General features: G+C 34.6%; 15 protein-coding genes. 11 read left to right on the forward strand and 4 right to left on the reverse strand.

Annotation, left to right across the window (positions count from 1 at the left end):
• The first annotated feature begins 541 nt into the window (after positions 1-541).
• On the forward strand, positions 542-1,171 hold the full coding sequence (locus tag K412_RS0111890) for an accessory gene regulator ArgB-like protein (protein ID WP_024833314.1): 630 nt from the start codon (positions 542-544) through the stop codon (positions 1,169-1,171).
• A 2-nt stretch (positions 1,172-1,173) separates the two neighbouring features.
• Here the strand turns inward: K412_RS0111890 and K412_RS0111895 are convergent, their stop codons facing one another.
• Positions 1,174-1,980 carry a hypothetical protein gene (locus tag K412_RS0111895; RefSeq protein ID WP_024833315.1) on the reverse strand — a complete coding sequence of 269 codons (807 nt, stop codon included), beginning with the start codon at positions 1,978-1,980 and terminating at the stop codon, positions 1,174-1,176.
• A gap of 244 nt (positions 1,981-2,224) precedes the next feature.
• Here K412_RS0111895 and K412_RS0111900 point away from each other — a divergent pair, with 244 nt between their 5' ends.
• Positions 2,225-3,034 (forward strand): hypothetical protein, encoded by an 810-nt coding sequence (locus K412_RS0111900; RefSeq protein WP_024833316.1) that lies wholly within the window; start codon positions 2,225-2,227, stop codon positions 3,032-3,034.
• A 28-nt stretch (positions 3,035-3,062) separates the two neighbouring features.
• The gene (locus K412_RS21865; protein ID WP_081741763.1) at positions 3,063-3,206 is read left to right on the forward strand and encodes a cyclic lactone autoinducer peptide; all 144 of its coding nucleotides are present in this window, start codon (positions 3,063-3,065) and stop codon (positions 3,204-3,206) included.
• Positions 3,207-3,529: 323 nt separating this feature from the next.
• Here the strand turns inward: K412_RS21865 and K412_RS0111905 are convergent, their stop codons facing one another.
• Complete coding sequence (locus K412_RS0111905; RefSeq protein ID WP_024833317.1) at positions 3,530-3,922, reverse strand: helix-turn-helix domain-containing protein; 393 nt, start codon at positions 3,920-3,922, stop codon at positions 3,530-3,532.
• Between the two features lie 126 nt (positions 3,923-4,048).
• On the opposite strand from K412_RS0111905, the gene K412_RS0111910 reads away from it, so the two are divergent.
• The 4 genes from K412_RS0111910 to K412_RS22205 all read left to right on the forward strand — a co-directional run bounded on the left by K412_RS0111910 (position 4,049) and on the right by K412_RS22205 (position 6,010).
• On the forward strand, positions 4,049-4,249 hold the full coding sequence (locus K412_RS0111910; protein ID WP_024833318.1) for a hypothetical protein: 201 nt from the start codon (positions 4,049-4,051) through the stop codon (positions 4,247-4,249).
• 306 nt (positions 4,250-4,555) lie between these two features.
• Positions 4,556-4,960 carry a PH domain-containing protein gene (locus K412_RS0111920; RefSeq protein WP_024833319.1) on the forward strand — a complete coding sequence of 135 codons (405 nt, stop codon included), beginning with the start codon at positions 4,556-4,558 and terminating at the stop codon, positions 4,958-4,960.
• A 101-nt stretch (positions 4,961-5,061) separates the two neighbouring features.
• Entirely contained in the window at positions 5,062-5,757 is a 696-nt protein-coding gene (locus tag K412_RS0111925) for a hypothetical protein (RefSeq protein WP_024833320.1), read from the forward strand.
• Positions 5,758-5,860: 103 nt separating this feature from the next.
• Positions 5,861-6,010, forward strand: coding sequence for a hypothetical protein (locus K412_RS22205; protein WP_242835612.1), 150 nt, complete (start codon positions 5,861-5,863; stop codon positions 6,008-6,010).
• A 248-nt stretch (positions 6,011-6,258) separates the two neighbouring features.
• Here the strand turns inward: K412_RS22205 and K412_RS0111935 are convergent, their stop codons facing one another.
• Entirely contained in the window at positions 6,259-7,476 is a 1,218-nt protein-coding gene (locus K412_RS0111935) for an IS256 family transposase (protein ID WP_024833290.1), read from the reverse strand.
• A gap of 219 nt (positions 7,477-7,695) precedes the next feature.
• Positions 7,696-8,295 (reverse strand): cupin domain-containing protein, encoded by a 600-nt coding sequence (locus tag K412_RS0111940; RefSeq protein ID WP_024833321.1) that lies wholly within the window; start codon positions 8,293-8,295, stop codon positions 7,696-7,698.
• 290 nt (positions 8,296-8,585) lie between these two features.
• Between K412_RS0111940 and K412_RS0111945 the strand changes: the two genes are divergently transcribed.
• The 4 genes from K412_RS0111945 to K412_RS0111960 all read left to right on the forward strand — a co-directional run bounded on the left by K412_RS0111945 (position 8,586) and on the right by K412_RS0111960 (position 13,310).
• Positions 8,586-9,674, forward strand: a complete 1,089-nt coding sequence (locus K412_RS0111945; protein ID WP_024833322.1) for a BMP family lipoprotein — start codon at positions 8,586-8,588, stop codon at positions 9,672-9,674.
• Between the two features lie 64 nt (positions 9,675-9,738).
• Positions 9,739-11,283, forward strand: a complete 1,545-nt coding sequence (locus K412_RS0111950; RefSeq protein WP_024833323.1) for an ABC transporter ATP-binding protein — start codon at positions 9,739-9,741, stop codon at positions 11,281-11,283.
• Entirely contained in the window at positions 11,267-12,394 is a 1,128-nt protein-coding gene (locus K412_RS0111955) for an ABC transporter permease (RefSeq protein ID WP_024833324.1), read from the forward strand. The genes K412_RS0111950 and K412_RS0111955 overlap by 17 nt, the downstream gene beginning before the upstream one ends.
• Positions 12,384-13,310: an ABC transporter permease gene (locus tag K412_RS0111960; RefSeq protein ID WP_024833325.1), complete on the forward strand. Its 927-nt coding sequence runs from the start codon at positions 12,384-12,386 to the stop codon at positions 13,308-13,310. The genes K412_RS0111955 and K412_RS0111960 overlap by 11 nt, the downstream gene beginning before the upstream one ends.
• Positions 13,311-13,417 lie beyond the last annotated feature (107 nt).

The following is a 13,417-nucleotide window of genomic DNA, read 5'->3' on the forward strand; positions in this document are numbered from 1 at the left end:
AGAAGATCTAGAGGACATTGTAACACCAGGTAGTGGATTTGGTTGTAATTGTAATTAATACATATTTAAGAAAACAGGATTATTATAAACGAAAGGGGGATAAGAATATGAAGGACATCAAAAAACTCGAAATGGATTTAAATGAAGTTGAATTCAATTTCAATGTTGAAGACCTGGAGGATGTAGTAACACCAGGAAGCGGTTTTGGTTGTGACTGCTAATTTCTAGTATATTAAGGTAGTCCTTATAAATGCAATTTTTAATATATCATCGGAGTGGACTAAAATGAGGTATAGAAAATTAATTTGGAAACTAATAGATTAATTTTACGTCCATGGGAAGAAGAGGATGCTGAAGAATTATACAAATTTGCAAAAGGCCAAAGAGTAGGGCCAAAACCTATGAGGTTGTACTAAAAGATAATGAAGTAATGACATATATGTTAAAAGCATTACAAAAGTGCAGTGGAAGGAACTTTGCTTGAAAAGGTAGAAATAATACAATATTTGGTATATAATCCTTTAACAGGGGGGCGAATTTATTGAGATTTATAGATAAATGGTCATATTCTTGTGCAAAGGGTTTGGCAAATGTTCTAGAAGAGAATCACCAGAAAAAGGCAGAATATTATTTCGGCTTTCAAGTAGCTATCGGAAGTGTTGTAAAAACTGCTTTATTGGTAGCTGTTTCAGCGGTTTTAGGGGTGCTGATTCCTACCTTGATAATATCCATATCATTTGCATTACTGCGAAAGGTAGCGGGAGGCTATCATATGGATACATATGGTAAATGCTTATTAGTGTCAATAGGATTTTTTGTTGCAGCAGCACTGATTGCAAAACATACATATCCCTATTGGAGCACCACTTGGTTGGTAATCCTAATTACCTTAACATTTACCATAGGGCTTTATATCTTAAAAAAATATGCACCAAAGGACACTCCAAATAGATTAATCACAGATCCTAAGGAAATAAGAAAATTCAAAACCTTATCCTTTGTATATATTTGCATATGGTTATTGGTAGTTACAGTATTAACCGTATTCGGATTGAAAATGTATACTCTATTATTATGCTTTAGTGTTATACAGGAAATATTTGCAATTACGCCCACAGGACATAAGTTTTTTGACAAAATAAAGTATGGGCTGGAGGCTAAAGGGAGGTAACATTATTCTTTGCCTCCCTCTGAAGCTAGAACTACATTGCAAGTGTTCAGCGTTGACTTTTTATTTATGTCTGTAGCATCAACAAAAACTAAGTCGAAGCATATAGTAGAAAGGTTATTTTTTTTGAAATATTCTTTTGAAATTGTGCAAGTGTATTTGTATTTATAGCTATTTAAGTTATCAGAATCGGTTAATTGCAACTTCTGTTGCAAAATATTTAGACCTTTAAGTCTTTCCGGTATATGTAATTCAATTTTAGGTAGTTTTTTCCCTACAAATTCAAAATTGCCTTCATATGAATTTTCTAAGTCAAAGGTATGATATTTATCGAGTGCCAACTCGTTGTTTGGATTTTGTGGGATACTAATTAAATCAAAGTAGTACTGTCCTACATTGATATCGACCACTTTAGCTGATTTTGTATAGATACGTATTTTATTAAATTCTTTTATATATTCTGATAATATGATAGTCATTTTATTGCTGTCAATTTTCTCATCATCTGTTGTGACGTTTTTTGTAACTATTGAGCTGTTTTGAAAAAGCTCAACCTTATCAATATTATAATTCTTTATATTCTTTTCAAAAATAAAGGTTATAGGTAAATTTCCAACATCTTTATTATAAAGCAAGTAGTTGACAGAACTTACATTTGAGCCTTCTAATTGAGAAATGTATTCTTTTGAAAATATATCGCAGTTAATACTTTTGTTTTTATCTAAATGATTAAAATATATTATTCCAGCAATAAATGTAAGTACCAATAAAATTGCAAATACAAATATAAACTTCTTAATTTTTTTATCCATATTAATAGAATACCCCCAAGGTTTATATTATAGTATAAACTGGATTAATATCAGGATAAAGTAAAATGTGATAGATTTTAATAATATACTGGTAAGTGTGTTTTTTGTTACTTTTGAACTAATACCGGTGTCGAAATATATAACTTTTATAGGCTTGTTCGGTATTTTTCTGAGTCTATTTACTTCACAAATAACATGTAATAAAATAACAATATTGAATAAATTTGTAGGGGGTGTATCTTGGATGGTAATGAATTTGTACATTTTACTTTTAGTATCATTGCCCGAAGCATTTCTAAATTTAATAATAGGCTTACTTATTACTGGAAAAAAGGAAAACTTAAAAATAAATACTCAAAATGTATTAAAATTTGCTACGGCTATAATACTAATGCTAACATCATCCTGGCTTATACGGCCTATATCCCCTAATATTGTAACAAGTATTACATTACATATCATTGCATACGTACTAATAGTAATGCTGATGTATAGGATGAAGCTTATATATGCTTTATTGGGAACATCATTTTTTTTATTGATAATGACTACTACAGAAATTTTATATACACCTTATTTAATTACATATGTATTTAAAGGAATGGTGAATTTTCAGAATGCATATCATTGGTATGTACTACTTGTGATTCCACAGCGAATTTTTCAGATTATAGTTGCAAATTTTTTATGGAAGCATGAAATTTTGTTAGCCACACAGATTAACCGTCGATTTCATAGATTGTTTTTGACATCAATTTTGACGTTACTGTTTGGAGAACAATTGTTGTACTTTGTATATGTCACCATTTTTGATAGGATGCAGCTAGTTTATCAAATAACATTCTCTGTATCCCTGTTGGTAATAGTACTGATACTTAATATTTTGATATTTAAATTAGTTTATACTGTGATAACTGGATTAGTAGTTAAATCGTATAATAAATATTGTGAATTTGAGAATGATGTGAAATTTGCATTGGATGAAATACGTTCATTGCTTGCAAATAATAAAGTGGATGAGGCAGTTAAACTCATAGAATACATTAACGAATAAGTATTACAGCAGACGGGAGGAGAAGATTATGAAATCTAAAATCAAATTACTGCTTGCACCTTTGTCACTATTAATAACATTTCTTGCGTTATCAGGTGTCAGCACTGCGTGTTGCTCGAGTTATTATCAGCCAAAAGCACCAAAGCATTTGACTACACGCAAAAGTCATTAATGATTTACTAGAATCATGCATTTAGTAAAACAAAAACATCTTAAAGTAATTTAAGATGTTTTTGTTTTATCGACAAATATTCTTAAATGAATGTAATATAATTGAAGTATTTACAAAATAAGGTTGACTTATAGGGAACTCGGTAATATAATTAAATGGTACGAAGTGTACCAACTTTAAATAATATAAACGACAAACTATCATAATAAAGCACTGGATTTTAAATTAAGGCTGGTACACTTCTTTATTAATATATGGAAAACTATTGTATACATTACCTGAAGACTAGATAAGTTTAATCAGCAATACAGGAAGCAGGTATATCATTTTAGAGGTTTATTTTTAATTATTTTATTTATTAGCTTTTCGAATTGATTTATGTCAATATTAGAATCCTTCATCCTTACTGCAAGTTCTAAATATGGTATGAAAGACTCATTATGAAGATATTTTTCAAAGGCGTATAATTCAGGACTGTACGGTTTTCTTTCGTTTATTGTTGTAGTTTCTGCTTGCTCACTAATTCCCAATAAATAGTCTGTAGAAACATTAAAGTGTTTTGCAAATAGTATAATAGCTTCAGGATCAGGTTCTCTCTCTCCCAGCTCATATTTTGAAACAGTTTCTCTACTTTTACCTAAAGCTTTACCTACTTCGTTTTGGGATTGTCGTTTAGCATTGCGTAATTTTTTAACTCTTTCTGAAAGAACGGACATCCTAATCACCTCAATGAATAATTATATGATATTGTAGTTGATAAGTGCAATATTAATTATTGAAGTAAAATGTAGTCAGGAGTATTTTCATTAATCAATTCAAATTGAAAGGATATAGAATAATACATGCAGAACAAAATAGCTCTATTTAATTACAAAATATTGGAAAAAAATATTGACTATCCAATTTTATTTCTATATAATTTGATTGGTACTAAATGTACCAAAAAAATACTATTAATAGAGAGAAAAGGTATTTTTATTGGAGGAACAGCAAAAATGAAAACAGGAGGGAAAAATTTAGATATAGAACAACATGCCCCTTAAATAAGGATTTTAATGCTAATAAGAATAATTAAAAAAATGCCGCCCCTGAGATAAAAACCCGCAAGAATACATATATGGTAACACATGTTATTGTAAGAAGAGAGGTTTTGTTTAAGTAGGTGGCAACTCTATACTTTTCCATTTTAACAAACCTCCTGCTTTTTGACACTCGACTAATGGGTGTCTTTTTTTTATCAAGTGAACTCACCGAGATTAGCTATATACATTCGGAAGTTTACTAGTATTGTAAATATTGATATTATATACTAATAAGCAATATAGTTTATAGTGTGTCGGAGGTGTTTTATGAAGACAGGACAAAAGAAAGTTTTTATTACATTCGTAACATTAATACTTGTAGGTTTATTTATATTATTTTTCGGAAGTGTAAATGTTTCAATTTCAAATAATTCTGTTAGTGTAAAAGGTACTTTTGTTGGCGGAACTACTATTCCCTTAAATGAAATTACATCTATTGAGTATGTTGATAGTTTAGATATTGGAATAAGGAAATTTGGAATGGGAACTTTTAAAATGGCTTGTGGTACATACCGGAATGAAAGGTTTGGCAGTTACAAGCTATATTCATATGCTAAAGTAAATGCTTTTGTAATAATACATTACGATGATAAAACACTTGTATTTAATCAGTCTGATGCAGAAAAAACGAAGGAGCTTTATGACCGAATCAAGGAGATAAATGCAAAATAAATAATAGTTATATGTACACCCAAATAGAGGTAAGGAATTTTCATATATAAAGCTAACATATTATTGAATTTAATACAAATTATTAAAAAGGTAGAAGCGAGATGAATAGAAGAAAAATGCTGGGTATCATATCTTTTTTAATTATTATATTGTTGTCAGTACTGTTTGGTGAAAATAAACATAATTTTATACTAGGTGATTTTATTTTGACAAAGATGGGTATAAGTGTGTGGTCCAATGGAAACTCAGGTTTGCATTATACAGGTGTTGTAACCACAATACTAATATTACTAGCGATTGTGGGGATAATCCGTTTTAAAGGAGATGTTCACAAAAACTTCGGGAAAATTGTTGTGATGTTTTTTATAGTAGGGGCTATTATATACCAACCAGCATATGATTTCGTATATGGATTTGTTCGCTCCAATTTGAATGGTTTACAGTCTATTGAATATATAAGAGATGGAAGTAAGATTAATTTTACAAATAACAGCGGAAGTATTTCAGTTAAAGGAAAAATCACATTAAAAAATTACAGCAATGATAAGAAAGAATTCTATATTAAAATACCTGTTAGGGAAGATTTTCTCTCAAAAAAAGCTCAAATTATTCCCGTCGGTAATACAATGAATGAACTTACCAAATTCATTATATTGCCCAAAGAGCAAGTTGATTTGGACATTAATTTCTCCATGCAGGATCAAAAGCCAGAGTGGCAAAGTGCAAGCTTAATTCCACCAGAAATAATAATATATAGTGATAACGAGGAAATACATGAAGGGAAAAGTAGTTACTAGTCCATAAATGAATAATCATAGTATTTGAAAAATATATTTTATAATGAGAGGATTATATGAATTGTAAGAATAATATCTGACATAGGGTTGTAAGGAAATTAAAATGAATAAAACAAAATCGTGTCCTAGTTATGCTGCACGTCTTGAGACGGCGTATGAATTATTTAATAAAGTCAGGGAAGAAATCAGTAAAGGCAAACTAATTAAAAAGAATCTGGTTTGGCTGGAACTGACAGGCTGTTCGGGACTGTAAATAATTTTGTGTATGAAGCCTTTCAAACTCAATGATGGCTAAGTATTTCCAAAGTATTAACTCTCAAAAATTTAATACTATATTTCAAATTATTGCCAGATTATTCTATTTTTATGCATTATTTAGATTAAATCTGGCAATAATTATTTAATAATGGTATTTCTATGCTTATACCTGTATTTTGAAGGTCTAGCCCGTCCGGCAATGAGGACGAGCCCTTCAGGGCGGTGGGGGCTTTGCTCTATGTTTTAAATATAGTTATCCAGTCTCCCATCGTACATAATCATTAATTGACTCATGACCTGATCCCAATTCCGGTATCGTTGAGTCCATTTTTTTATTACATTCATTGATGCCAAATAAAGCATCTTTTCAAGAGAAGTATCAGAAGGAAAAACGGATTTTGTCTTAGTAACTTTTCTGAACTGCCGATGCAATCCTTCAATTATATTGGTTGTATATATTATTTTTCTTATCTGCTCTGGGAACTTGTAATATGGTGATAAAACTTCCCAATTGTTTTCCCAACTTTTAAATGCATATGGATAATCCTTGCCCCATTTGTTTTTCAGGTCTTCAAACCGGTTTAATGCTATTTCTTCACTGGGGCTTGTGTAGACAGTTTTAAAATCCTTTGAAAAAGCCTTCAAATCCTTATATGAAACATATTTAAATGAGTTTCTTAGTTGATGAATTATACACCTTTGAATTTCTGACTTTGGAAAAGCAGCTGCAATAGCTTCTTTGAGCCCTGTAAGTCCGTCCACACAGAATATGAGTACATCTTCTATACCTCTGTTTTTAAGGTCATTTAACACACCTAACCAGAACTTGGAGGATTCGTTCTCTCCAATCCATATTCCAAGGATATCTTTCTTACCTGAAATATCTACACCCATAACAACATAAGCAGCTCTATTTACTATTTGTCCATCAGTTCTTACCTTGTAATGGATAGCATCCATAAATACAAAAGGATAGATAGCCTCAAGGGGCCTACCTTGCCATTCTTTTATTTCAGGAAGGATTCTTTCAGTTATTTTACTAACCATTTCAGCAGAAATATCTATTCCATAAAGCTCTTTAACCTGATCGTGAATATCTCTGGTAGACATGCCTCGGGCATAAAGAGAAATCACCTTATCCTCAATTCCTGATACATCCCTTTTGTACTTGGGAACTATTTTAGGCTCAAACTCACCTTTTCTGTCCCTTGGAATATCAATCTGTACAGGGCCGAATTCACTCTTTAGTTTTTTTGTTGAGTAACCGTTTCTACTGTTGTCGGTAATTTTATGTCTTGACTCATCTCGGGAATACCCAAGAGAAACATCCATTTCGGCTTCAAGCATTTCCTGAAGAACATCTTTAAATGCCTCCTTTAAAAAGGAGATTATTTCTCCGGGATTTTTAAAATCATTCTCCGCAATTATTTCCTGTACTAACTCTTTTGATAATACGCTCATAAAAAATACTCCTTTCTGGTTAATACTTAAATTCTTAACCAGAAAAGAGTATTTCCTATGTTTCATACACAAAATTATTTACAGCGTCGGCTGTTCAGGGAATATTATATCTCTGTTGGACGGTTCAAACCCTGACTTTAAATATCTGATTTCACAAATGACTAAAGCAAAAAGACTTCCCTTGAATTGTGACTAATAGGAAGCCTTTTTATTATGTTCTTAATAGAAGAAACGATTATGCATTTCTTCAGCAGCCTCTGCATCTGCTTTAGTCTTTTGAACAGTACCAAAAGGATGCTGTGGCGGTGCATAAATTGAATATAATTTAAGAGGCTTGTTCCCAGTGTTAATCAGGTTGTGCCATTTTCCGGCAGGAATAATGAAAGCATAGCCATCCTGTACATTAGCCTCAAAATCAGGATTGGTTTTGCTTCTTCCCATTTTTACAATGCCTTTACCTTCTTCAATCCTAATAAATTGATCAAGGTCAGGGTGTATTTCCAAACCTATATCTTCTCCTACATTAATACACATAAGAGTAACCTGTAAATGCTCTCCTGTCCATAAAGCCAATCGAAAGTTATCATTTTCTTTAGCAGCCTTCTCAATATCAATAGTAAAGGGTTCAGGACCATAATCTTTTAATATTAAAGGGTTACTGCTTTTTGTTTGCTCCATATAAGGAAAATATTGATTTGGAGACTGATTCAAAAAGTCCGGTACATTTTCAAAGTAGGGAATTGGGTTCATGTTACCAGGATTATTCATTTGATTATTATAATTATATGGCTCTGGATATGGTTTAGATGTATTACGCACTTGATATCATTCCTTTCATAGTATTTATATTACTATCTTATGCCTTATGTAAACAGTATGTGAGCTAATAAATCATGGTAGTGTATTAGAAATATTTGAGATATTTTATTACACATAAAGCTAAATATAACATAGGTTTACATGCAAAGTAATATATGGTATAAAAGTGTTAGGACAAACATCTGCGCTCCATTTTTTTATAAAACTCTTATCTTGGTATGTAGCGAAAATGAGCTTATGAAGGTTACTTTCGCTGTATATAAATACAACATTTCTTTTAGGAGGAAAAAATGAAGAAAGTATTATCAATCATCTTAACCTTGGCATTGATGGTATCACTTGTTGCTTGTGGAAGCAGTACAGAAGACAAAAGTAATTCGACTTCCAGCACTTCTACAGGTGATTCAACCACTGAAAGCAGTGCGGCTGCTTCATCCTTTGGAGTAGGTATGGTAACTGATGTTGGCGGGATTAACGACCAGTCCTTTAACCAGTCTGCATGGGAAGGTCTTCAGCAGTTCAGTAAAGAAACAAATGCAACTATTTCCTACTTGGAATCAAAGCAGGAAAGCGATTACGGCACAAACCTGGACAAGATGGCTGACCAAAATAACAGTCTAATCTGGGGTATAGGCTATGCTATGGCGGATGCAATAAAGACCGCAGCGGCACAATACCCTGACAAGACCTATGCAATTGTTGACAACTCTTATGGGGATGAGACGCCTTCCAATGTTATAGGTGTTGTGTTCAAGGCACAGGAGCCATCCTTTCTAGTAGGATATGTTGCTGCTAAAACCACAAAAACAAACAAGGTTGGCTTTGTAGGAGGTATCAAGGGTGATGTAATCGACCAGTTCGAATTTGGTTACAGAGCCGGTGTTGCATACGCTTCCAAAGAACTCGGCAAAGAGATTACAGTTAATGTCCAGTATGCAAACAGCTTCTCAGATCAAGCAGCTGGTAAGGCTATAGCTTCTTCTATGTATACCAAGGGCTGCGACATTGTGTTTCATGCAGCTGGTGGCGCAGGCATTGGAGTTATTGAAGCAGCCAAGGAAGCCAACAAATTTGCTATAGGTGTCGATAGGGATCAGAGTCACCTGGCGCCGAATAATATTCTTATATCAGCTATGAAGCTTGTGGGTAAGGCAATGAATCTTGTATCAACACAGGTAAAGGATGGAAAGGAACTTGGCGGAACCACACAGGTGTTTGGTATGAAGGAAGGCTGTGTTGGCATTCCAGAAAATAATCCTAATGTTGATCAGAAAGTTTTGTCAGAAGCCAAGGCAGTTGAAGCAAAAATAATAGATGAATCAATCAACGTTCCATACAATCAGGCAACATTCGATGACTACATAAAAACACTCAAATAAACTTAAATCAGGGGGATATTTCCCCCTACCTTTGTATTTACCAACTAAAAGCATGGGGGTAATTATGAATATTAGTGGACAGTTTGCAGTTCAAATGCGTAACATCACAAAATACTTTGGTAATTTTTGTGCTCTGGATAAGGTTAATCTTGACATTAAAAAAGGCACTATTCACGCAATTCTGGGGGAAAACGGTGCAGGTAAATCAACCCTGATGAACATTCTTTATGGATTATACCAAGCCAGTAGTGGAGAGATTTACCTTAATGGCAATAAGGTTAACATAAAAAATCCAAATATGGCTATTGCAAACGGAATAGGAATGGTACACCAGCACTTCATGCTTGTTGAGAACTTTACTGTGTCACAGAATATAATTCTTGGCAAGGAAGTCACAAACAAAGCCGGAGTCATTGACAACAAAAAAGTACGGCAGGAGATTCTTGCACTTAGCAAAAAATACGGGTTGTATGTGGACCCGGACTCAAAAATTGAGGATATTACAGTGGGAATGCAGCAAAGAGTTGAGATTCTCAAAGCACTATACAGAGGAGCCGAAATACTGATACTTGATGAACCAACTGCTGTATTAACTCCTCAAGAAATTCAAGATTTAATTGCCATCATGAATAACCTTATAGCAGATGGAAAAACAATAATAATTATTACACATAAACTGAAGGAGATAAAGGAATCCTCGGAAGTATGCACCATAATCAGACGAGGAGTGTACATAGACACAGTTAATGTATGCGACGTTGATGAAATGCAGCTTGCATCCATGATGGTGGGACACGATGTGGAACTTCATATAAAGAAGAAACCTGCAAAACCGGAAGAAGTCATATTTGAAATTGATAATATTACGGTTGCTGACAATAGAGGTATCGACAGGGTGAAAAACCTTTCACTTTCAGTAAGAAAGGGCGAAATTGTGGGAATTGCAGGTATTGACGGCAATGGACAGAAAGAATTGGTGGAAGCTATCACATGTTTGTCAAAAGTTAAAAGTGGAAAGATAAAGATACACGGTAAAGAAATTCAAAACACAACTCCAAGGAATGTATTGAATAACAAGCTTTGCACAATTCATGAAGACCGTCATAAAAGAGGTTTAGTGTTGGATTTTTCAGTAGCAGAGAACCTTGTTCTAGAAAACTATGGTAAAAAACCTTTTTCCCGTTCTGGAATACTGGATTACAAATCTATATATTCATTTGCAAAAGGTTGTATAGAACGTTTCGATGTACGACCTTCCAACTGTGAATACACAAAAGCGAGAGCTCTCTCAGGAGGAAATCAGCAAAAGGTCATTATTGCCAGAGAAGTAACCAATGATCCTGAACTCCTTGTTGCAGTACAGCCTACCAGAGGTCTGGACGTAGGAGCAATCGAGTATGTGCATAAATTGCTGGTAAATCAGCGGGATGAGGGAAAAGCTGTTTTGTTGATATCTTTTGAGCTTGATGAAATTATGGATGTTGCGGATACAATCGCTGTCCTTTACGATGGTAGAATCGTAGCTACTTTTAGTCAGGGAGAGGCCGACGAGAATACCATCGGAATGATTATGGCAGGAGGGGGTAAAAAAAATGAAGTATATAAGTAGGATTATTAAAAAGCCCTTGACTGGAATTTTTCTTTCTATTATATTGGGATTCGTTGTGGGGGCTATAGTTCTTGCAATTGCAGGATACAATCCGATAGATGCATTTGCCTCCCTATTCAAAGGCATTTTTTCAAAACCCAAATATATTTCAAATACCATAATTAAAGCTACACCTATAATCCTCACTGCAGTAAGTGTTTCTTTTGCATTCAAAACAGGTTTGTTCAACATTGGAACTGAAGGACAGTACATTATGGGTGCTATAACTGCGGCAGTACTGGGGTATAAGCTGAATCTTCCAGGCCCTCTCCAAATCTTAGTCGTTATTATAGCAGCCATTATGATAGGAGCTATCTATGGTGGACTGGTTGGATTTCTTAAGGGGTGTTTCGGTATTCACGAGGTAATAACAGGCATTATGCTTAACTGGATTGCACTCTACATGAATAATTTCATAATTACCCTACCAGGGCTAAAAAAGCCAAATGCTGAAGCCACATATGAAATACAGAGTCAGACGTATACAACAGTGCTGCAGAATTGGAAAACCTCCAAACAGGGAATTAAATGGTTAAAGGAACACCCAATTCTACAGGAGATATTACTTAGGACCAACCTAAATTACGGTATCTTGGTAGCCATAATAGTCGTAATATTAGTTACATTTTTTCTATACAAAACCACAAAAGGCTTTGAACTCCGTGCAGTAGGTTTCAATAAAGATGCTGCAGAATTCTCTGGAATGAATGTGACTTCAAAAATAATCCTGTCCATGGTGATTGCAGGAGCAATATCCGGTCTTGCAGGTGCCATGCAGATTACAGGCTGCGACCCTCACAGAATTTCTACACTTTCAGCATTTGAAGGAAATGGTATGAATGGTCTCTCTGTAGCACTCATTGCAGGAAGTTCGCCTGTGGGATGTATTTTTGCCGGATTGTTTTTCAGCGGTTTACTTTATGGAGGCGGCTCAATACAATCGGATATTGGAGCTCCGTCAGAAATAATCAATATAATGATAGGCACGATTGTATTCTTTGTAGCATTGGCTACAATATTCCCGCTGATAGCGGACAGGCTCAGGAAGAGAGGTGTTGATAATGTTGAATAGTATATTACTGGCATTGAGTATAACTTTGATGTATTCAACACCGCTGGTCTTTGGGGCTATGGGCGGAGTTATCTCAGAACGTGCAGGTGTTATTAATCTTGGCATCGAGGGAATGATGACCATAGGTGCATTTACAGGTGCTACTGTGGGTTATTATACATCTAATCCTTGGCTAGGATTTATAACAGCCGGTTTGGCGGGAGGCCTGCTTGCTCTTCTGCATGCTATTGCGGCGGTGTCCTTTAAAGCAAATCAGACGGTATCTGGTATTGCTATGAATTTTCTGGGACTGGGTCTTTCCTTATTTCTTTCAAGGCTTTTCTTTCAAGGAGCAACTATGACTAAGCCCGTAACTGAAAAGATACCCAAAATATTTGGTAAAATAAATTCAAAGGAACATCCGATACTTTCGTTGCTCAACATGGATATCACTGTAATAATAGCATTTATACTAATGCTGACGATGTGGTTTGTATTGTACAGAACAAAGTGGGGACTCAGAATCCGGTCTGTAGGTGAGCATCCGGCAGCTGCTGATTCCCTGGGCATAAGTGTTTCAACTATAAGGTATTCATGCGTTATCCTTTCAGGTGTGTTTTCCGGATTCGGAGGTGCGGCTATGACACTTGCCGTAGTGTCCCTTTACTCCGCTACAGCCATATCCGGTCAGGGATTTATTGCACTTGCAGCAGTAATATTTGGAAAATGGACGCCCCAAGGAGCGTACGGGGCATGTCTGGTCTTTGGACTTTCCCAGGCGCTGGTGGTCCTAATGGGTGGAGGCAAGGTCCAGATACCGTCTCAGATATTATCCATGCTGCCCTATATTACAACCATTGTTGTACTTGTTCTGTTTGTAGGGCGTTCAGTAATGCCTAAAGCGGACGGAATACCTTATGAAAAAGGCACCAGATGATAAATTATGAAATAGTTTGAAAAGGGACTTAATTAAGCGTTGTTCGACTGAAACATCCTTACTTAAGTCCTTTTAGCCTGTGTTTATTGAACTTTACGTGAGAACTA

Origin of the sequence: Ruminiclostridium josui JCM 17888 (assembly GCF_000526495.1) — a bacterium.
Classification (GTDB): domain Bacteria; phylum Bacillota; class Clostridia; order Acetivibrionales; family DSM-1351; genus Ruminiclostridium; species Ruminiclostridium josui.

What these genes read in the sequence shown, in the direction of transcription:
- K412_RS21865 (WP_081741763.1), top strand. Translation starts at nt 3,063, where the DNA reads ATGAAATCTAAAATCAAATTACTGCTTGCACCTTTGTCACTATTAATA.
- K412_RS0111950 (WP_024833323.1), top strand. Translation starts at nt 9,739, where the DNA reads ATGAATATTAGTGGACAGTTTGCAGTTCAAATGCGTAACATCACAAAA.
- K412_RS0111935 (WP_024833290.1), bottom strand. Translation starts at nt 7,476, where the DNA reads ATGAGCGTATTATCAAAAGAGTTAGTACAGGAAATAATTGCGGAGAAT.
- K412_RS0111910 (WP_024833318.1), top strand. Translation starts at nt 4,049, where the DNA reads ATGCAGAACAAAATAGCTCTATTTAATTACAAAATATTGGAAAAAAAT.
- K412_RS0111900 (WP_024833316.1), top strand. Translation starts at nt 2,225, where the DNA reads ATGGTAATGAATTTGTACATTTTACTTTTAGTATCATTGCCCGAAGCA.
- K412_RS0111955 (WP_024833324.1), top strand. Translation starts at nt 11,267, where the DNA reads ATGAAGTATATAAGTAGGATTATTAAAAAGCCCTTGACTGGAATTTTT.
- K412_RS0111895 (WP_024833315.1), bottom strand. Translation starts at nt 1,980, where the DNA reads ATGGATAAAAAAATTAAGAAGTTTATATTTGTATTTGCAATTTTATTG.
- K412_RS22205 (WP_242835612.1), top strand. Translation starts at nt 5,861, where the DNA reads ATGAATAAAACAAAATCGTGTCCTAGTTATGCTGCACGTCTTGAGACG.
- K412_RS0111925 (WP_024833320.1), top strand. Translation starts at nt 5,062, where the DNA reads ATGAATAGAAGAAAAATGCTGGGTATCATATCTTTTTTAATTATTATA.
- K412_RS0111945 (WP_024833322.1), top strand. Translation starts at nt 8,586, where the DNA reads ATGAAGAAAGTATTATCAATCATCTTAACCTTGGCATTGATGGTATCA.
- K412_RS0111960 (WP_024833325.1), top strand. Translation starts at nt 12,384, where the DNA reads ATGTTGAATAGTATATTACTGGCATTGAGTATAACTTTGATGTATTCA.
- K412_RS0111920 (WP_024833319.1), top strand. Translation starts at nt 4,556, where the DNA reads ATGAAGACAGGACAAAAGAAAGTTTTTATTACATTCGTAACATTAATA.
- K412_RS0111905 (WP_024833317.1), bottom strand. Translation starts at nt 3,922, where the DNA reads ATGTCCGTTCTTTCAGAAAGAGTTAAAAAATTACGCAATGCTAAACGA.